This is a genomic window from Massilia sp. IC2-476, assembly GCF_020707295.1.
Taxonomy (GTDB): Bacteria; Pseudomonadota; Gammaproteobacteria; order Burkholderiales; family Burkholderiaceae_D; genus Telluria.
In genome coordinates this window covers 11,524-34,125 of record NZ_JAJFER010000010.1, presented here as the reverse complement: position 1 = coordinate 34,125, position 22,602 = coordinate 11,524, and the positions used below count along the sequence as shown (strand labels likewise).

Genomic DNA, 22,602 nt, shown 5'->3' with positions numbered 1-22,602 from the left:
ATCCCGCGCGCACCAAGAGCCATCAAGAGCCAGCGCCCTGCACAAGTTGACGGAGACACCGCATGAATGCACCCCTCGAGCGCGCCAATCTCGCGCTGCCCCAGCACGACATCACCCTCGACGACAAGTGGACGCTCGAACGCGGCCGTGCGTTCATGACCGGCACCCAGGCCCTGGTGCGCCTGCCCATGCTCCAGCGCGAGCGCGACCTCAAGGCTGGCCTGAACACCGCCGGCTACATCACCGGCTACCGCGGTTCGCCGGTCACCGCCGTCGACCAGACCGCGATGAAGGCGAAGAAGCACCTGGACGCCCACCACGTCAAGTTCCACCCGGGCATGAACGAAGACCTGGCGGCGACCGCCGTCTGGGGCACCCAGCAGACCAACCTGTACAAGGACGCCAAGTACGACGGCGTGTTTGCCATGTGGTACGGCAAGGGCCCGGGCGTGGACCGTTGCGGCGACGTCTTCAAGCACGGCAACAATGCCGGCTCCTCGAAGCACGGCGGCGTGCTGGTGCTGGCCGGCGACGACCATGCGGCCAAGTCCTCCTCGACCGCACACCAGTCCGACCACATCCTGACCCACTGCGGCATTCCGGTGCTGTACCCCTCGTCCGTGCAGGAATACCTGGACTTTGGCCTGCATGCCTGGGCCATGAGCCGCTATACCGGCCTGTGGGTGTCAATGAAGTGCGTCACCGACATCATCGAGTCGGGCGCCGTGGTCGACCTCGATCCGGACCGCGTGCAGATCGCCATGCCGAGCGACTTCGAACTGCCGCCGGGTGGCCTGAATATCCGCTGGCCGGACGCCGTGCTGGACCAGGAAGTCCGCATGAGCAACTTCAAGTGGTATGCGGCGCTGGCCTATGCGCGCGCCAACAAGCTCAATCGCATCATCTGGGACAGCAAGAAGCCGAAGATCGGCATCATCACCGCCGGCAAGAGCTATGTCGACACGCGCCAGGCCCTGGCCGACCTCGGCATCGACGAACAGGCGGCGGCCGACATCGGCCTGCGCCTGTACAAGGTCGGCATGACCTGGCCGCTCGAATCGGAAGGCGTGCACGAGTTCGCGCGCGGCCTGGACGAGATCCTGGTGGTCGAAGAAAAACGCCAGGTGATGGAATACGCGCTCAAGGAAGCCCTGTACAACCTGCCGGACGGCGAGCGTCCGCGCGTGGTCGGCAAGTTCGACGACACCGGCGAGTGGAGCAACAAGGACCGCATGGGCCACGGCGACTGGCTGCTGCCGGCCACCTACGAGCTGAACCCGGCCCAGATCGCGCGCGCCATCGCGTCGCGCATCTCGCACTACTGCGCCGGCCATCCGGTCGAACAGCGCGTGAAACAGCGCATCGCCTACCTGGAGCAGAAAGAGCTGGTGCTGAAGTCGATTCCGGCGAAGGCGAATCCGGAAACCGACCGCATCCCGTACTTCTGCTCGGGCTGCCCGCACAACAGCTCGACCAAGGTGCCGGAAGGCTCGCGCGCCATGGCCGGCATCGGTTGCCACTACATGGTCCTGTGGATGGACCGCGAGACCTCGACCTTCACCCACATGGGCGCGGAAGGCACGACCTGGATCGGCCAATCGCCGTTCACCGACGAGAAGCACGTGTTCGTGAACCTCGGCGACGGCACCTACTTCCACTCGGGCATCCTGGCGATCCGCGCCGCGGTGGCCGCGAAGGTCAACATCACCTACAAGATCCTCTACAACGACGCGGTCGCGATGACCGGCGGCCAGAACGTGGACGGCCCGCTTGATCCGGGCATGATCACGCGCCAGATCGCCGCCGAAGGCGTGCGCCCGATCATCGTCGTCACCGACGAACCGGAAAAATACCCGGACGATTACGCCTGGGCCGAAGGCGTCACCGTACGCCACCGCTCCGAGCTGATGGACGTGCAGAAGGAACTGCGCGAGATGCCGGGCGTCTCCGCCGTGATCTACGACCAGACCTGCGCCTCCGAGAAACGCCGCCGCCGCAAGAAGGGCGAGTTCCCCGACCCGGCCAAGCGCGCCGTCATCAACGAAGCCGTGTGCGAAGGCTGCGGCGACTGCTCGGTGCAGTCGAACTGCTTGTCGGTCGAGCCGCTGGAAACGGAACTGGGCCGCAAGCGCCAGATCAACCAGTCCTCGTGCAACAAGGATTTCTCCTGCGTCTCCGGTTTCTGCCCGAGCTTCGTCACCGTCGAAGGCGGTGGCCTGAAGAAGCCAAAGAAAGCGGCAACGGCAGATGCCACGCCGCCCGAGCTGCCGATGCCGGCCATCCCCTCGGTCGCCGATCCGTTCGGCATCCTGATCGCCGGCGTCGGCGGCACCGGTGTCGTCACCGTCGGCCAGATCCTGGCGATGGCGGCCCACGTGGAAGGCAAGGGCGCGGTCGTGCTCGACCAATCGGGCCTCGCGCAAAAAGGGGGGCCGGTGATGTCGCACGTGCGCCTGGCCGAACACCAGGCCGACCTGCACTCGACCCGCGTCGGCACCGGCAGCGCCGACCTGGTGATCGGCTGCGACCAGATCGTCACCGCCAGCCGCGATGCCCTGAGCCGCATGGGCGAAGGCCGCACCTGGGCCGCCGTGAATTCGACCGGCGCCACCACCGCCGCTTTCGTGAAGAACCCGGACTGGCAGTTCCCGGCCGAAGGTTCGCGCGGCGCCATCCTGCAGGCCTGCGGTGCCGACCAGGTCGACTTCGTGGACGCCGGCAAGATTGCCACCGCCCTGATGGGGGACGCGATCGCGACCAATATGTTCATGCTCGGCTACGCCTTCCAGAAGGGCCACGTGCCGCTGCAGGAAGCTTCGCTCCTGAAAGCGATCGAACTGAATGGCGTGTCGGTCGCCTTCAACAAGGCCGCCTTCCACTGGGGCCGCACGGCCGCCCACGACCTGGCGTCCGTGAAGAAGCTGGCCACGCCCGCCCAAGTGATCGAGTTCAAGCGCAGCGAGAGCCTGGACGACATCATCAACCGTCGCGTCGAACTGCTCACCGCCTACCAGAACGCCGCCTACGCCGCGCAGTACAAGGCCTTCGTGGATCGGGTGCGCGCCGAGGAAGCGAAGCTGGGCAAGGGTTCGCGCCTGACCGAAGCCGTGGCGCGCTACTTCTACAAGCTGATGGCCTACAAGGACGAGTACGAAGTCGCCCGCCTGCACACCGATCCGATGTTCCGCGCGAAGATCGCCAACATGTTTGAAGGCGACATCAAACTGAAGTTCCACCTGGCGCCGCCGCTGCTGGCCAAGCACGACAAGGAAGGCCGCGCGTTGAAGCAGGAATATGGTTCGTGGATGTTGAAAGCGTTCGGCGTGTTGGCGAAACTGAAAGGCTTGCGCGGTACCGCGTTCGACGTGTTCGGCTATACCGCGGAGCGCCGCACCGAGCGTGCGCTGATTGGGGAATACCGCCAGACCGTGGAAGCGCTGCTGCCGAAGCTGACGCCTGAAAACGTGGCGCAGGCGGTGGCCATCGCCAGCATTCCCGAAGACATCCGCGGCTACGGCCACGTGAAGGAGCGCCACCTGAAGGCGGCCAAGCAGAAGGAAGCGGCGCTGGTGGCGGCCTTCCACCAGCCTTCCGCATCGGCTCCGCGCGCTGCTTGATTGACAGCTTGATATGGCCGGTTGCGCCGGCCATATCTTCCTAGCATTTGTTGTTGTTCCTCAGACCCAACTGTTACAGTTGGTTGCACTCCGGCCCGATGGCGACGTCTATAATCAGGCGCATGAGATCGCCATATGCACATGGTCGTTCGTCGACCGCTCCCCGCCTGATCGCTGCGCTGCTGGCCGCAGCTGCCGTCCTCGCCGGTTGCGGCGGTGGCGGCGGTTCGCCCGGTATCGGCACCCGTCCGGACCAGACCGGCCAGCAGCCGACTCCCCCGGTCAATCCGAATCCGCCGGCCAATCCGAATCCGCCAGTCGGCACGCCGTCCCCGGAAGACCTCAATCCGAACCTGCTGGCAGCGTCGACCACCTACGCCAACATGTGCGCCAAGCCGCGCACTGGCGTCGACCTGTTCGGCCGGCCCTTCCCGGACAGGCAGGGCACCCTGCTCGACGAGCTGAAGTTCCTGCGCGCCTGGGCCAACGAAAACTATCTCTGGTACAACGAGATCCCGAACACCTACCGGATGGCGGAGTTCACCAACGCCCTCGACTACTTCGAGGTGCTCAAGTCGCCGGCCCTGACCGAATCCGGCCAGCCGAAGGACAAGTACCACTTCACCTATACCACCGAAGAGTGGGACAAACTGCAGAACTCGGGCATCGACCTGGGCTACGGCGTCACCTGGAAGCGCAACAGCGCCACCGCGCCGCGCACCTGGCTGGTGACGCTGGTGGAACCGGGCTCGCCCGCGGCGGCGGCCGGCCTGCAGCGCGGCGATAAGCTGATCAAGGTGGACGGCGTCGATTTCATCAACGGCACTGATGCCGCCACGGTGGAGAAGATCAATGCCGGCCTGTTCCCGGAAACCGCGGGCACCCCGCACAGCTTCACCCTGCAGCGCGGCAGCACCACCTATGACGTGACGATGACCGGCGCCGACGTCGTGGTCGATCCGGTCAAGCTGGTGCAGGTGTTCGATACCCCGACCGGCAAGGTGGGCTACCTGAGCTTCGAGACCCACAACGCCGTCTCGGAAAAGGAACTGGTCGATGCCTTCGCCACCTTCCGCGCAGCCGGCGTGGTCGACCTGGTGCTCGACATGCGCTACAACGGCGGCGGCCTGCTGTATGTGGCCAGCGAGTTGTCCTACATGATCGCCGGCCCGGCCCAGACCACCGGCAAGACCTTCGAGCGCCTCCAGTACAACGACAAGACGCCGCAGCAGGCCCCGATTCCCTTCCTGAGCAGCGCCTACGGCTTCAGCTCGCCCAACCCGGTGCGTTCGGGCACGCCGCTGCCTTACCTCGGTCTGAAGCGTGTGAGCATCCTGACGACCCCGGGCACCTGCTCGGCCAGCGAAGCGGTGATCAACGGCCTGCGCGGCGCCGACGTCCAGGTCGACGTGATCGGCAGCCAGACCTGCGGCAAGCCCTATGGCTTCACGCCGACGGCGAACTGCGGCACCACCTACTTCTCGATCGAGTTCAAGGGCGTGAACCACAAGGGCTTCGGCGACTTCCCGGACGGCCTGGCTGCCACCTGCCAGGTGGCCGACGACCTGTCGAAGCCGCTGGGCGACCGCAGCGAAGGCCTGCTGGCCGCGGCCCTGAGCTACCGCGAGACCGGTACCTGCCCGCCGGCCACCCGCGCGCGCCAGGTGCCGATGGAACTCGTACGCCATCCGGCCAAGGAAATCTCGATCTACACCAGGCCGCGTAATTAAGGTTCGCAGGATACAAAACGGCCCGCCAGTGCGGGCCGTTTTCATTCTGGAAACAGGTCTATAATCCTTCGCTTTGCCACCCGATCGATTGCTGGAGTTTTCCGATGATCCGTTCCGCCCTGCTGCTGGCCATGCTGGCCGCCGTTCCCCTGGCCCATGCGGCCCCCGAGCTCACCACCATCTCCGAACGTTCGGGCTTCCAGGCCACCGGCCGCTACGACGAAGTCATCAAGCTGTGCGCCGACTTTCAGAAAGCCTATTCGAAGCAGGTGAAGTGCATCGAGTTCGGCCGCACGCCGGAGAACCGTCCGATGATGGCGCTGGTCGTCTCGAACACCGGCGCCTTCACGCCGCAGGCGGCGCGCAAGCAGGGCCTGCCGGTGACCCTGATCCAGGGCGGCATCCACGCCGGCGAGATCGACGGCAAGGACGCCGGCTTCCTGGCCCTGCGCGAGACCCTGAACGGCAAGCTCGCCAAGGGCGCCCTCGACAAGCAGGTGCTGCTGTTCGTCCCGGTATTCAACGTCGACGGCCACGAGCGCTTCGGCAAGTGGAACCGTCCGAACCAGCGCGGCCCGGTCGAGATGGGCTGGCGCACCACCGCCCAGAACTTCAACCTGAACCGCGACTATGTGAAGGCCGATGCGCCCGAGATGGCGGCCATGCTGAAACTGGTGAACGCCTGGGATCCGCTGACCTACGTCGACCTGCACGTTACCGACGGCGCCAAGTTCCAGCACGACGTCTCGATCCAGGTCGAGCCGGTGTATTCGGGCGACCCGGAATTCCGCCAGGCCGGCCTGGCCCTGCGCACCAACGTCATCAAGGACATCGCAAAGCAGGGGTCGACCCCGCAGTCCTACTACATGTCCTTCGCCAAGACCGACGATCCGCAGTCGGGCTTCGTGGACAGCGTCTCCGACCCGCGCTTCTCGACCGGCTACTTCCCGCTGCGTAACCGCATGGCCCTGCTGGTCGAGACCCATTCGTGGAAGGATTATCCGACCCGCGTGCGCGTCACCCACAACACGGTGATCTCGATCCTCGAGCAGGTCGCCGCTAACGGCAAGGCCTGGCAGCAGGCCGCGCTGGCCGCCGATGCGCGCGCCAGCAAGCTGGCCGGCCAGGAGGTGGCGCTGAGCTACCGCACCACCGACAAGACCCAGATGGTCGACTTCCAGGGCTACGAATACACCCGCACTCCGTCTGATGTCTCCGGCATCCTGATGACCCGCTACGACGAAAGCAAGCCGCAGGTCTGGCGCGTGCCGCTGCGCGAAGAAGTCGTGGCGGAGCGCGTGGTCGCCGCACCGCGCGCCGGCTACATCGTGCCGGCCGCCTGGGCCGATATCGTGTCCAGCAAGCTCACGCTGCACGGCATCGCCTTCCGCAAGCTGGACAAGGCAATCGCCCAGGCCCAGGTCGAGACCTTCCGTGCCGACAAGGCGAGCTTCAGCGCCACTTCCTTCGAATCGCACCAGCGCCTGACGGTGGACGGGGCCTGGAAAGCGGAGGCGCGGCAGGTAAGCGCGGGCGCGCTGTTCGTGCCGGTCAACCAGCCCAAGGCGCGCCTGGTGGTGGCCATGCTGGAACCGCAGGCGCCGGACTCGCTGCTGGCCTGGGGATTCTTCAACAACGCCTATGAGCGCAAGGAGTACATGGAAGAATACGTGGCCGAAGACGTGGCGCGCGAGCAGATGGCCGCCGACCCGGCGCTGGCCGCGGAATTCAAGCGCCGCGTCGAGACGGATCCGGCCTTCGCCAGGAACCCGCATGCGCGCCTGGAGTTCTTCGCACGCCGCCACGCCTCCTGGGACGAGCGCTTCAACCTGTATCCGGTGTACCGCGCCAACGTCGCGCCCTGACCACAGACCGCCATACAAGCTACGGCGCATCCCACGGTGCGCCGTATTTCTTTCTTTCCCTCGCGATATTGTCATTACGTTCCCCAATTGGGGAATTGATGTTGTAAATAAATTCACTTAGTCTCGCAGCAACTGCGCACCGGTTACAAAAAAAGACATACCGCGCAGGTGAGAGGGAAAACACCGACCTGAAAGAGATCCATGCCGCCGTAGGGGCGGCATGGCGCCGTTCGCCATGCGTCCTGCATGGCGGCGCATGGTCGCGCGTGCCCTCGCACCTAGTCGGCGTGTCGCCGGGGTGCCGATGAATTCGCGCCGAGAGACCAGACCATGTCCAAACCAAGCCTGCCCCAACGTTCCACCCTTGCCCTGACCATCGCCCTTGCCCTGAGCGGCTGCGGCGGGGGAGGCGGCGATTCCCCGCCGCCGTCCAACCCCGGCCCGGTCCAGCCGCCCCCACCCAGCACCGCGCTGACGGGCATCGTCATCGACGGCTACCTGAGCGGCGCCACCGTCTGGCTCGACCAGAACAACAACGGACAGCGCGACACCGGCGAGCCGTCCGCCACCACCGACAGCGGCGGCAAGTTCAACCTGACGGTGGCCGCCAGCGTGGCCCAGATCAACGGCCAGCGCCTGCGCGTCACCGGCGGCACCGATACCTCGACCGGGCTGGGCTTCGGCTACACCATGAGCGCCATGGTCGAAGACGCGGCCAGCAAGCCGGCGCTCGTGGTCACGCCGCTCACCACCATCGCCGAAGCCATGGTCGCTTCTGGCGCGGCCACCTCGATCACGCAGGCGCGCCAGACCGTGGTGCGGGTGATCGGCCTGACCTCGGCCTTCGTGCTCGACGCCGACCCGCTCACCCTGGCCGTGACCGAGCCGGCCCTCGTGCAGAAGATGGTCGCGCTGCAGAAGGCCATGGAAGTGATGGCGCGCACCGAGAAGACCGCTCAGGAAGCCGATCCGAACGCCGCCTACGGCCGCGTGGCCCAGGCCATGGCCGCCGAATTCGCGCGTGTCGGCGCCACCGGCGGCGCGACCATGGTCAGCAGCCTGGTACAGGGCGCCGTCGCCAACCAGGACCGCTTCCTGACCAACCGTGCCGCGGCGCGTGGCACGGTGGCGCTGGCGGCCGACGTCGCCAACCTGGTCGAAGCCAGCCTGTCGATCGCCGTCGGCCGCGTGATGCAGGCCGCCCCGGGCGCCACCGGCGCCGCCCTGCAGCAGCCGCTGGCGCTGTACGTCGACCCGGTGATCAAGATCGTCGACGATGTCCAGAACCGCGCCGAGCAGGTGGCCGCCACCATCACCCAGGCCCCGACCGGCCAGCCGCTGCGCCTGGCCGCGGTGGCCCAGAGCGCCGGACTGTCGCCCGCCGTGCTGGCGCTGGTGAACGCCACCAGTTCGCTGGCCAACGTGCCGCCGGCCAGCCCGGTGCCCTCGCCCCTGATGTCGGCCGTGCTGCAGGCGGTCCAGGGCCTGCCGGTGACGCAGCCGACGCCGGCGCCGACCCAGGCGCCGACGCAGGCGCCAACACAGGCCCCGACGCAGGCACCGACAACGGCGCCGACCCAGGCGCCAACGCAAGCCCCGACGCAGGCGCCAACGCAGGCTCCAACGCAGGCGCCAACGCAGGCGCCGACCCAGGCCCCGACGGCAGCGCCGACCCAGGCGCCGACTTCGGCCCCGACCCCAGCCCCGACCCAGCCGCCGTCGCCGGCGCCGACCCAGGCGCCGACCGCGCCACCGACCGCGCCGCCGACCCTGGCGCCGACGCCCGCGCCGACCCAGGCGCCGACTGCCGCCCCGACGCAGGCCCCGACCCAGGCCCCGACGCCAGCGCCCACCCAGGCGCCGACGGCTGCGCCAACGTCCGCGCCGACTGTGCCGCCCACCACCTTCCCTGGCGGCTAAGAGCGCCTAACAATTCCCCCCATGGCTGCGTTGCATCGTCTCGCCGTACTGGCGTACTGCCTTCAACGATGCGCCTTGCCCCTGGGGGTTTTGTTAGCCGCTCGAAGGCCCGCACCCGACAAACCGACACGGACGCATCAAGGACAACACAATGGCCACTTCCAACACCGTCAACAAGAATGAGATTCCGGTCGATTCGACCGACCCGACCAAGACCGCATGGGGCTCGCTCCTGGCGACCCAGTATTTCTTCGTGCTGGTGAACGGCACCGGCGCCGACGAAACCTTCGACGCCGCCGATATCAGCACCGCCACCCAGACCCGCATGGCGGCCTACGGGCGCGGCATCTCGGTCGTGATGGGCGGCGGCAGCGACACCGTCATCGGCTCCGGCTTCGGCGACACCATCAATGCCGGCGCCGGCACCAATTTCATCGACGGCGGGGCGAACGCCGGCGCCACGCCCGACGGCAGCAAGGCGCACGACGTGCTCAACGTATTCGCTGCCGACGCCGCCGCGGCCGCCGCACTGCAGGTGATCGAGCTCACCGCCGCTGCAACCGGCGCCGACGGCGAGGCCTATGCCGCCGGCTACCGCATCAAGGTCAGCAACGGCGCCGAGACCGACTACCTGAAGAACGTCGAGCAGATCAACGTGTTCCGCGCCGACGATAACAACGCCTACGTGCGCACCATCCTGCTGGCGGTCGACGTGCGCGAGATCGCCCCCGCCGACGTGGCCGGCGCGATGCACTTCGCCTGGGCCCAGGGCACCGACCGCGCCGACAGCTTCGATGCGCAGGCCGACGTCTCGAGCGCGACGCGCGACCTGATGGCGACGCATGGCCGCGGCGTCTACGTCGACATGGGCGCAGGCAACGACACCGTGGTCGGCTCCGGCTTCGGCGACGATATCACCCTGGGCAGCGGCACCAACTACGCGGACGGCGGCGCCAACGCAGGCACCACGCCCTGGGGCGGCAAGCCGCAGGACGTGCTGCACGTGATCGTCGCCAATGCGGGCGCGGCAGCGGCCGTACAGGTGGTCCAGCTGGGTACGGGATCGAGCGGTGTCGATGCCCAGGCTTTCGCCAACGGCTACACGCACAAGGTGGTCGCCGGCAGCGAGATCGACTACATCAAGGGCATCGAGCGCGTCACCGTGCAGGTGGCCGACGGCAGCGGCGGCAGCACCTGGGCGCGCGACATCGCGCTCGAGACGGTGGTGCACGAAGCCGACCTGGGCGACCCGAACCTGGCCGACTACATGCACCTGGCCTGGGTCAGCGGCACCACGAACGATGACAGCATCAACGCCGCCGACCTGCTCTCGAACGGCGTGAAGGCCAAGATGGCCGAGGGCCAGCAGGGCGTGTGGATCGATGGCGGCAGCGGCAACGACACCATCACCGGCACCGCCTACGGCGACAATATCCGCAACGGCAGCGGCAACGCGAAGATCGACGGCGGCGCGAATGCCGGCGGCATGGACGTGTTCGAGATCTCGGTGGACTCGACCGCCGCCATGAACGCGGTGCAGGTAACGGCATCGGACGATCCGGCCTACACCTGGATGGTCAGCTACGGCGCCGGCACCCAGAAGGACTATTTGAAAAACATCGAAGCGATCGTGGTCAGCGTTGCCGGCGGCGGCGCCGGCAAGTGGATTCCGCTTGCCGTGCAGCTGCACGAGATCTCGGCCGACGGCGACCCGGCCGCCTCGATGCACCACGCCTGGGCCCAGGGCACCGACCGTGACGACAGCTTCGACGCGGCCGCGGTCTCGAACGCGACCAAGGCATTGATGGGTACGCACGGCCGCGGCGTCTACGCCGACATGGGCGCGGGCAACGACACCGTGGTCGGCTCCGGCTACGGCGACGACATCACTCTCGGCAGCGGCACCAACTACGCGGACGGCGGCGCCAACGCCGGCACCACGCCCTGGGGCGGCAAGCCGCAGGACGTGCTGCACGTGATCGTCGCCAATACGGGCGCGGCGGCAGCCGTGCAGGTGATCCAGCTGGATTCTGGAGCGAGCGGCGTCGACGCCCAGGCCTTCGCCAACGGCTACACGCACAAGGTGGTGGCCGGCAACGAGATCGACTACATCAAGGGCATCGAGCGCGTCAGCGTGCAGGTCGCCACCGGCAACGGCGGCAGCACCTGGGCGCGCGACATTCCGCTCGAAACCGCGGTGCACGAGGCCGAACTCTCCGGCAACCTGAGCAACTACATGCACCTGGCCTGGGTCAACGGCACCGCCGGGGGCGACACCATCAACGCCACCGACCTGCTTTCAAACGGCGCGAAAGCCAAGATGGCCGAGCTGCAGAAGGGCGTCTGGATCGACGGCGGCAGCGGCAACGACACCATCACCGGCACCGCCTACGGCGACAACATCCGCAACGGCAGCGGCAACGCGAAGATCGATGGCGGCGCGAACGCCGGCGGCAAGGACGTGTTCGAGATCTCGGTCGATTCCATCGCCGCGATGGATGCGGTACAGGTGGTGGCGTCGGACGACCCGGCCTACAGCCTCATGGTCACCTATGGCAACGGCCAGAAGGACTACCTGAAGAATATCGAAGCGATCGCCATCACCGTCAGCGGCAGCAGCGCCGGCAAGTGGATCCCGCTGGTCGTGGAAACGAGCGAGATCTCCGCCGGCGCCAACCTCGCGAATGCCTCGCACTTCGCCTGGGCCCAGGGCACCGGCGGCGCCGACAGCTTCGACGCGGCCTCGGTCTCCAACGCGACCAAGGCGCTGATGTCCCAGCACGGCCGCGGCGTCTACGCCAACATGGGCGCGGGCGACGACACCGTGACCGGCTCCGGCTACGGCGATCACGTCATCCTCGGCAGCGGCACCAACTACTTCGATGGCGGCGCGAACGCCGGCACCACGACTTGGGGCGGCCAGCCCGCCGACGTGCTGCAGGTGAGCGTGGCCAGCCAGGCCGCGGCGAATGCCGTGCAGGTGACTTCGCTCACCGCCGGCATGAGCGGCGCGGACGCGCAAGCCTTCACCGACGGTTATACCCACAAGGTGGTCGCCGGCAACGAGATCGACTACCTCAAGAACGTCGAACGCGTCTCCATCGTGCTGAACGGCAGCACCTGGGTGCGCGACGTCGCGCTGGCGGTGCAGGTGCAGGAAGCGGCGGCCACCGACCCGAACATCGGCGGCTACCAGCACCTGGCCTGGGTGACCGGTACGGCCGGCGCCGACAGCATCGACCTGGGGGGGCTGCTGTCGACCGCGGTCACGCAGCAGATGGCGACACGCGGCAAGGGTGCGTGGATCGACGGCGGCGCCGGCAACGACACCATCGTCGCCAGCGCCTGGGGCGACAACATCGTCGGCGGCGGCGGGGTCAACTACATCGACGGCGGCGCCAACCTGGGCGCCACCGCAAGCGGCAGCGCGGCGCGCGACGTGCTCGAGATGTTCGTCGCCTCGCAGGCCGAAGCCGATGCGATCGCGGTCACGGTCCTGAGCGCGGCGTCGACCGGCGCCGACCTGGCCGCCTTCAACGCCGGCTACAAGTTCAGGGTGGCCAACGCCACGGCCGAGGTCAACTACCTGAAGAACGTCGAACACGTCAACGTGATGCTGTGGAACGACAAGGACGGCGACGGCCAGCGCGACGGCCTGCCGGCCAGCGATCCGGCCAACGAGCTCACGCTTGCGCGCGGCATCGCGCTGGTGGCCAACACGGCGCCCAGTTTCGCGGGCGCCCCGGCGGGCGTGGCGATCGAAGGCGTCGGCGCCCATTACATCCAGACGGGCGCCACCGTGCTGGCCAACGGCAAGCTGCTGTCGATGCGCCAGCTCGTGCAGGGCGACGGCAGCCCGTCGCAGACGATCCTGGCGCGCCACAATGCCGACGGCAGCGTCGACACCAGCTTCGGCGGCGGCACCGGCCGCGTGGTCCTGCCGACCAGCGGCGTCGTCTCGAACGTGGCGCCGGTCGAACTGGCCGGCGGCAAGGTCATGCTGGCGATCTCGACCCCGGGCAGCAACTTCGATTTCCGTGTCATGCGCGTGAATGCCGACGGCAGCCTGGACGCCAGCTTCGGCGACGGCGGTTCGACCACCGTGAATATCCATTCCGGCTCCGACCTGCCGACCGAGATCCTGGTCCAGCCGGACGGCAAGGTGGTCGTCGCCGGCTGGGGCAACGCCAGCGTCGCCCCCTTCTTCATGGTCGCGACCCGCCTGAATACCGACGGTTCGCTCGACACCAGCTTCGGCACCGGCGGCAAGCTGCAGTACGGTTTCGCGAACGTCGCCTCGACCATGGCGAGCATGGCCCTGCAGGGCGACAAGCTGCTGGTGTCGGGCTACGTGGGCGGTGCCGACGGCACGCTCGATGCGGCCGTTCTGCGCTTTAACAGCAACGGCAGCCTCGATACGAGTTTTGGCGACAACGGCGTATTCCTGCGCGCGATCGGCATCGGCACCGACAATGCGCGTTCGATGGTGGTGCTCCCGGACGGCAAGATCCTTCTGGGCGGCACCATGCGCTCGCCCGCCAACGACGTCGACGGCTTCCTGCTGCGCCTGAACGCCAACGGCAGCATCGATACCGGCTTCGGCAGCGGCGGCGTGGTCAAGGCCCACCTGACCGACGGCCACGACGTATTCGCCCATATCGCCGTGCAGCCGGATGGCAAGATCATCGCCTACGGCACCGTCGGCGCCACCCAGTCCAGCGCAGGCGTGGGCGGCGAACTGATGGTCATGCGCTACCTGGCGAACGGCCAGCTCGACACCAGCTTCGGCACCAATGGCACTACCCGTGTGCCGGGCCACGGGATCGGCGTCGGCGCCGACCCGGGCAGCCTGGTGCTCGTCGATGGCAAGATCGTCATCTTCGGCACCACGATGACCGAGCTTACCGGTACCAGCTACCAGCCCCTGATCGCGCGCCTGAATGCGGACGGCAGCCTCGACGCCAGCTTCTACCCGGCGCCGCTCCCCTCGGTGGGCGGCAGCGTGCAGGCCGACGGCATCCGCCCCGTCGCGCTCGACACCAATGCGGCGATCCACGATGCCGAGCTGCATGCGCGCGGCAACTACGGAGGCGCCACCCTGAAGCTGGCGCGCCAGGGCGGCGCCTCCAGCGATGACGTGTTCTCCGCCCGTGGTGACATCAGCTTCGCCAACGGCCAGCTCAGCGTCGCGGGCACCGTGATCGGCACCGTCACCCAGGCCGCCGGCACGCTCACGCTGTCCTTCAACAGCGCCGCGACCCAGGGGCTGGTCAACCGCGCCATGCACGGCATCGCCTACAGCAACGGCAGCGCCAACCCCTCGGCCTCGGTCTTGATCGACTGGACCTTCAGCGACGGCAACAGCGGCAACCAGGGCTTCGGCGGTGCGCTGTCGACCGTCGCTACCAGCGAAATCCTGATCGGCACCACCGTGCGTGAAGTCGTGCGCAGCCCGAGCACGCCGGCCAATTCGACCGATGGCCAGGTGCTGTCGAGCCTGCCCTTCCTGGCCACCGTCAACGGCAGCGCCCGCGGCGAGAGCTTCGACAGCAATACCCAGCTGTCGGCCTCCGTGCGCGCCCTGATGACCGAACTCGGACGCGGCGCCCGCTTCGACCTGGGCGCCGGCGACGACACCCTGGTCGCAACAAGCGGCAGCGACGAGATCTACGCCGGCAGCGGCACCAACCGCATCGACGGCGGCGACCACGCCGGCACCTACCCCTTCGGCGGTGGCCCGGGCCGCGATACCCTGCATGTGCTGGTGGCCGACCAGGCTGCGGCCAACGCGGTCGCCGTCACCAGGCTCACGGCCGGCATGACCGGCGCCGACGCCGAGGCCTTCGCCGCCGGCTACGAGGTCAAGGTGGTCAACGGCAGCGAGATCGACTACGTCAAGAACGTGGAGATGATCAAGATCTTCCGCTGGGCCGACGCCAACGGCAACAAGACCGCCGAGGGCAATGAACTGACCTGGATGCGCGAGATCCCGGTCGCCCTGCGCGTGTACGAGACCACGGTCAGCAGCACCGACCCGACCAAGGCGACCGATGGCCGCCTCCTGAAGGACATCTGGCACCTGGCCAGCGCCGAAGGCTGGCAGCGCAACGACAGCTTCGACGCCGACACCGATGTCTCGGCCGCGGCCAGGCAGCTGATGGCCCAGCAGGGCCGCGGCGTCTGGGTCGACGGCGGCGCGGGCGACGACACCCTGTCCGGCTCGGCCTATGGCGACAACTTCATCGGCGGCGCCGGCACCAACTACATCGACGGCCGCGCCAACGGCGGCAGCACCCCGAATGGCCAGCGCCCGGAAGACGTGCTCGAGATCTACGTCGACAGCCAGGCCCGCGCCGACGCGGTGCAGGCGATCGTGCTCGACGCCGCATCCACCGGCGCCGATGCCCAGGCCTTCGCCAACGGCTACACCTGGAAGGTGGTCGACGGCGACGCCGTCAACTACGTCAGGAACGTCGAGGCGGTCAACATCTTCATCTGGACCGACACCAACGGCGACCACGACCGCGATGCCGGCGAAAGCCCGCATGCGCGCCACATCCGCCTGTCCGCCAGCGTCAACGAGATCGGCCGCCACCCGACCGACCCGACCAAGGACGCCGCCGGCAACCCGCTGTCCGGCGCGATGCACATGGCCTGGGTCAACGGCAGCGCCGGCGCCGACAGCTTCACTGCCGCCACCGACATTTCGAGCGCGACCCGCGGCCTGATGGACCAGTACCAGCGCGGCGTCTTCGTCGAGACGTATGCCGGCAACGACACCGTGACCGGCTCGGCCTACGGCGACAACTTCATCACCGGCGCCGGCATCAACCGCATCGATGGCGGCGAGAACCGCGGCACCCATCCGGCCGGCGGCGGCGCCTTCGACATGCTGGAGATCTACGTCGCCAGCCAGGCCGAGGCAGAGGCGGTGGCCGTCACCGCGCTGACCAGCAGCATGACGGGGGCCGATGCCGCCGCCTGGAACGACGGCTACCGCTACAAGGTGGTCAACGGCGCGGTGTCGACCGACTACATCAAGAACATCGAGCAGCTCAACGTCATGGTCTGGACCGACAAGGACGGCGACGGCCAGCGCGACTGGGGTTCGAGCGACACCGATCCGGCGCGTGAAATCAGCTACACGCGCAGCGTCGGCCTGGTGTCCAACACAGCCCCGAGCTTCGCCGGCGCGCCGGCCGGCATCATCGCGCGCGACCAGGCGGGCGATGCCGGCACCCTGGCCGGCACGGTACTGCGCAGCGGTAAGCTGCTGACGGTGAACTACATCGCCGATGCCAACGACGTCTATTCGCTGGTGCTCGAGCGCAGCAATGCGGACGGCAGCCTGGACACCAGTTTCGGCGGCGGCAGCGGCCGTGTGCTGCTGTCTTCGCAGTACGGCAACGCCGCCGTACCGGTGGAACTGGCGGACGGCAAGCTGCTCATCAGCAGCCAGGCCGCGGGCGGTACGATCCGCGTCGTGCGTGTCAATGCCGACGGCAGCGCCGACACCAGCTTCGGCAGCAATGGCGCAGTCCAGCTGTCGGTCGCCGATGCAAGCCTGACCGTGTACCGCCAGATGGCCGACGCCAGCGGCAAGCTGACCCTGATCGGTCACGCCTCCACCGGCGCCTCGGGCATCGACATGGTAGCGATGCGCCTGAACGCCGACGGTTCCCTGGACACCAGCTTCAACGGCAGCGGCCAGCTGCGCCTGGCGATCCCGAATGCCAGCGAAACCATGCGCGCCGGCGCCCTGCAGTCCGATGGCAAGCTGCTCATCGTGGGCTATGGCCAGGGCGGCTTCAACCAGGACGTCGTCGCCATGCGCTTCAACGTGAACGGCAGCCTGGACACCAGCTTCGGCAGCGGCGGCAAGACCATCGTCAAGGCCGGCACCGGCATGGATGGCGTCGACGTCGCCACCAGCATGCAGCTGCTGCCGAACGGCCAGATCCTGGTCGGGGGCTATACCAATGCCCCGGCCAGCGGCACCACGCTCGGCAGCTTCGACGGCATCCTGATGCGCCTGAACGCCAACGGCAGCGTGGACACCAGCTTCGGCCAGGGCGGCACGGTGCGCGCCCAGGTCGGCGCCATGCAGGACTTCCTCTACGAAGTCGTGGTCCAGGGCGACGGCAGCATCATCACCTACGGCATGACCAGCCCGACCAACTCGACCCTGAACTCGGAACTGGTGATCAACCGCTTCCGCGCGGACGGCAGCCGCGACACCGGATTCGGCAACGGCGGCGAAGTGCGCCTGGGCCTGCGCGGCGCCGGCGGCGACGCTGCCGAGCTGCACGTCGTGGACGGCAAGATCCTGGTGTTCGGCACGGTGTACAACGGCCCGGACGGCGACGCCAGCCCCTTGCTGGTGCGCCTGAACGCCGACGGCAGCCTGGATACCTCCTTCGTCCAGCCGGGCGCCACCTCCCTCGGCAATACGGTCCGCGCCGACGGCCGCCATTTCTACGCGATCGACGCCAATGTATCGGTGTTCGACGCCGAACTGGCGGCGCGCGGCAACTACGGCGGCGCCGCCCTCTCGGTGGCGCGCCAGGGCGGGGCCCAGGCCGACGACCTGTTCGGCGCCATCGGCGACGTCAGCTTCGCGAATGGCCGCGTGACGGTGGGCGGCATCGACATCGGCGCCGTCAGCAACAGCGGCGGCCAGCTGGTCATGAGCTTCAACGGGTCCGCGACCCAGGTCCTGGTCAACCGCGCCATGCACGGCATCGGCTACGCCAGCGCCAGCAACGCGCCGCCTGCCAGCGTCACCTTCGGCTGGACCTTCTCGGACGGTAATACGGGCGGGCAGGGCATCGGCGGCGCGCTCACCGCGACCGGCACCAGCACTGTCGAGATCGGGCTGCTCAAGCTCGAAGTGGCGCCGCTCGTCAGCGACCCGACCCGCACCATCTACGGCCAGCAGATGTCGCAGGTGCAGTGGATGGCCACCATCAACGGCAGCGCGCGCGGCGAAACCTTCGACGCCGCGGCCGACATCGGCAGCGTGGCCCAGTCGCTGATGGCGACCTATGGACGCGGGGCCCTGTTCCAGATGAGTGGCGGCGGCGATACCGTGACCGGCACCGGATACAGCGATGAATTCGTCATGGGCCAGGGCGTCAACCGCATCGACGGCGGCGCCAATGCCGGCACCCATCCGCAGGGCGGCGCCGGCAAGGACCAGTTGAGCATCTACGTGGCGAACCAGGCCCAGGCCGCCGCCGTGCGGGTGGTCAAGCTCGAGGCCGGCATGACGGGCGACGACGGCGCTGCTTTCACGGCCGGCTTCGAGGCCAAGGTGGTCAACGGCGCCGAGGTCGACTACATCAAGAACATCGAGCGGGTGGTCGTCTCGGTCTGGAACGATGCCGACGGCGACCGTATCCGCGACGGCGGCGAAGTCAGCTATGCGCGCGACGTGCCGCTGCAGCTGCGCGTCTTCACGATCGGCCTCGGCAGTGCGCCCGGTACCGGCGCCGACGGCCGCCCGCTGGCCGAGTCCGTGCACTTCGCATGGCTCGACAGCTGGGCGCGCAACGACAGCGTCAATGTCGCCACCGATGTGCCGGAAGCGACCCGTGCCCTGATGGACACCCACCAGCGCGGCGTGTACATCGACACGGGCGCCGGCGACGACACCATCGTCGCGTCGAGCTATGGCGACAGCATCGTCGCCGGCCCCGGCACCAACCGGGTCGACGGCGGCGCCAACACCGGTACCCCGCCGCATGGCGGCAGGGCGGAGGACATCCTCGACGTCTACGTGCGCACAAGCCAGGAAGCGGCCGCCGTCGTGGCGACCGCGCTCACGTCTTCCATGACGGGCGAGGACGGCGGCGCGTATGCCGCCGGCTACCGCTGGAAGGTGGTGTCCGCGCAGGAAACCGACTACATCAGGAACATCGAGGCGGTCAACATCACGGTGTGGAACGACGCCAACGGCAACGGGGTCCGCGACAATGGCGAGACCACCTATGCGCGCCAGATTGCGTTCGAGAGCCGCATTGACGAGATCCGGGTCAACCCGAACAACGCGGCGCAGGATATCGACGGCAGGCCGCTGGCGGACTCCTATCACTTCGCCTGGGCCCGTGGCACCGCCGGCGACGACGTGATCGACGCCGCCAGCATCTCGCAGCCGACGCGCAGCCTGATGGACCAGCACAAACGCGGCATGTGGGGCATGCTCGGCGACGGCAACGACCGCGTCACCGGCTCCGCCTACGGCGACAACATCGACCTCGGCAAAGGCGTCAACCGCTTCGACGGCGGTACCGACATCGGCACCCGGCCGGATGGTTCGCCGATCTTCGACGTGGTCGAACTGCACGTGCGCAGCCAGGCCGAGGCCGACGCCGTCACGGTCGTCAAGCTGAGCGCCGCCATGACGGGCGAGGATGCGATCGCTTTCAGCGAAGGCTACGTCTACAAGGTGACCGGTCCGGACCAGGTCAACTACATCAAGAACGTCGAGCAGGTCTACGTCGGCATCTGGAACGATGCGGACGGCGATGGCGAGATCGACCACAACCCCGAGGTGAGCTTCGGCCGCCTGATCGACGTCGAGCAGAACAGCGCACCGCGCTTCGCCCCGCCGCAAGGCATTGCCGTGGTCGACCACGGCTGGGATTTCACGCCGGGCGACATGGAGCGCGGCCCTGACGGCAAGCTCTATATCATGGGTTCCTACGACCCGGGGGTGGACGATGAATTCTACGTCCCCTTCCTGGCGCGTCACAACGCCGACGGCTCGGTGGACACCAGCTTCGGCAATGGCGCCGGCTTCGTGCCGCTGGCGGCCGACTCCATTGCCGGCGTCGGGATCTCCATGAAGGTGCAAGCCGACGGCAAGCTGCTCGTCGCCACAGGCCTGACAGGCGCCGGGACCTCGGGCCTCAAGGTGACGCGTTACCACGCCGACGGCAGCCTCGACACCAGCTTCGGCACCGACGGCGCCACCACGGTCGGCTTCGCCTCCGCCTTCATACCGACCGGGGTGCTGGTCGGACAGAATGGTGCGGTGACGGTCACCGGCAGCACGGCTGTCGCCGGAAGTTCCAATGATTTCGGCGTGGTGCGCATGAACGCGAACGGCAGCCTGGATACCGGCTTCAATGGCAACGGCAAGCTGACCATCGCGCTGTCGCAGTACGTCGACTCCGTGTCCAGCGCCGAACTGCAGGCGGACGGCAAGCTGGTGCTCGGCGGTACCACCCGCAGCGGCACATCCAGCGCCACCAATGACTTTGCGGTGGTGCGGGTGAACACCAATGGAACGCTCGATAGCGGTTTCGGCAACGGCGGCAAGGTCGTTGTGCCGATTGGCGCGGGTAGCGACGCCATCGCCGCGGTCAACGTGTTGCCGGGCGGTGCCATCCTGCTGACGGGGAACGCCGACCATAACGGCGCCCAACAGCTTGCCCTGGTCAAGCTCGACGCCAACGGAAACCTGGCGAGCGGCTTCGGCAATAACGGCAAGGTGTACGCACCCGACGCGACGCCGGACAGCGCGCGTGCGACCCTGATTCAGCCAGATGGAAAGATTGTGGTGGTCGGACAGTGGGGACACGACCAGCAGCTGGCGGTGACCCGCTACAACGCGGACGGCTCGCTGGATACCAGCTTCGCCGACGGTGGCCGCTTCCTCATGAGCATCCGGGGCATTCGCGACTATGCAACCGCGGCGGTGCTCGACGGTGACAAGATCGTCCTGCAAATTCCGGCCTTCTTCAACACGGATGCCGACAGCAGCCTGCTGCTGGCGCGCCTGAATGCGGACGGCAGCCTGGACACCAGCTTCGCACCGGGGCAGTTCGATACCTTGGGCGGCATGGTCAAGGCCAGCGGCGCCATCCCGGTGGTTCTCGACCATAATGCGATGATCTACGACGCCGAACTGGTCGAGCGCGGCAACTACGGCGGCGCGTCGCTCACTGTCGAGCGCCAGGGTGGCCGCAATACCGACGACGTGTTCTCGCTGACGGGTGAAGTCAGCGCCAGCGGCGGCCAGCTGTCCGTCGGTGGTGTCGTGATCGGGACCGTGGTCATCGAGCCCGGCAGGCTGCGCCTGGAGTTCAGCGACAGTGCTACGCAGGGGCTGGTCAACCGCGCGCTGCACGGCATCGCCTACGCCAACAAGACGGCCACTCCGCCGGCGTCGGTCACGATCGGCTGGCGCTTCGAAGACGGCAATGACGACAGGGGGCAGGGCGGTGGCGGCATCGGTGTCGCCCAGGGCCAGACCACGGTCGAATTCGCAGCGGTTGCCAGCGAGGTCAAGCGCAGCTGGCAAGACCCATCACTCAGCTACGACAATCGCCCGCTGTCCAGCCTCGACTTCTTTGCCAGCGTAACCGGCTCCCGCAACAGCGATACTTTCACGGCGGGCGACCTGTCGCCGCAAGTGAAGCAACTGATGGCCGAATTCGGCCGCGGCGCCACCTACCAGATGATGGGCGGCGACGACACCGTGACCGGCACCGGCTTCAGCGACGAGTTCATCCTGGGTAATGGCGTCAACCATGTGGACGGCGGCGCCAATGCCGGCAGCTCGCCTTACGGCAGCGGCCCCGGCGAAGACACCCTGATCGTCTACGTGCCGAACCAGGCCGCGGCCGACGCGGTCACGGCGAACATGCTGACGCCCTTGTCCACCGGCGCCGATGCCCAGGCTTACCTGGACGGCTACGAAGCGAAGATCGTCAGCGGCAGCCAGGTCGATTACATCCGCAACGTCGAGCAGGTATCGGTGCATCTGTGGACCGACACCAACGGCAACGGCATCGTGGATGGCGTCGAGGGGACCTACCTGCATAACATCCAGTTCCGCACCCACGTCTCGGGCAGGCAGGTCAGCGCTCCGGGGGCGCCCACGGACGTCAACGGCCAGGTGCTGGCGGACCAGTGGCACTTCGCCTGGGCCAGCGGCTTCAAGGGCGACGACTGGGTCATCGTCGAGCATCGCTTGAGCAGCAGCGAGCTGCAGCTGATGAACCAGTACGGGCGCGGCGCCTGGGTCAACCTCGGCGACGGCAACGACGTGGTCGCCGCCACCATCTACGGCGACAACATCAATGTCGGCAAGGGGCTGAACTGGGTGGACGGCGGCACCAACCTGGGCACGGCGCCGAACGGCAATGCGGCCATCGACGTCCTCGAAATCAACGTCGCCACCCTGGCCCAGCGCCAGGCCATCACCTACCAGGTGCTGACCGCCGGCATGAGCGGCGAGGACGCCCACGCCTACGCCGAGGGCTTCAAGTTCAAGGTGGTGGCGCAGGACCAGATCGACTACGTGGTCAATGTCGAGCAGCTGGCGCTCAACGTCTGGAACGACGCCAACGGCAACGGCCAGCGCGAAGACAACGAGATCTCGGAGCAGATCTGGGTGACGCCGGATCTGGACGCCCAGGGCATCGTGGTGATCGGCATGCCGCAGGGTTGAGTCGGCGCGGC

At 67.7% G+C, this 22,602-nt stretch carries 5 protein-coding genes; all 5 read left to right on the top strand.

Going from position 1 to position 22,602, the window contains the following annotated elements; all coding sequences use genetic code 11:
• Window positions 1-62 precede the first annotated feature (62 nt).
• Window positions 63-3,617, top strand: coding sequence for an indolepyruvate ferredoxin oxidoreductase family protein (locus LK539_RS22005; protein ID WP_227803209.1), 3,555 nt, complete (start codon window positions 63-65; stop codon window positions 3,615-3,617).
• 122 nt (window positions 3,618-3,739) lie between these two features.
• Window positions 3,740-5,347, top strand: a complete 1,608-nt coding sequence (locus LK539_RS22000) for a S41 family peptidase (RefSeq protein WP_227803208.1) — start codon at window positions 3,740-3,742, stop codon at window positions 5,345-5,347.
• Window positions 5,348-5,451: 104 nt separating this feature from the next.
• Window positions 5,452-7,212 carry a M14 family metallopeptidase gene (locus LK539_RS21995; protein ID WP_227803207.1) on the top strand — a complete coding sequence of 587 codons (1,761 nt, stop codon included), beginning with the start codon at window positions 5,452-5,454 and terminating at the stop codon, window positions 7,210-7,212.
• Between the two features lie 330 nt (window positions 7,213-7,542).
• A complete protein-coding gene (locus tag LK539_RS21990) occupies window positions 7,543-9,132 on the top strand; it encodes a hypothetical protein (protein ID WP_227803206.1) in 1,590 nt (529 codons plus the stop codon).
• Between the two features lie 151 nt (window positions 9,133-9,283).
• Window positions 9,284-22,591, top strand: a complete 13,308-nt coding sequence (locus tag LK539_RS21985) for a hypothetical protein (RefSeq protein ID WP_227803205.1) — start codon at window positions 9,284-9,286, stop codon at window positions 22,589-22,591.
• Window positions 22,592-22,602 lie beyond the last annotated feature (11 nt).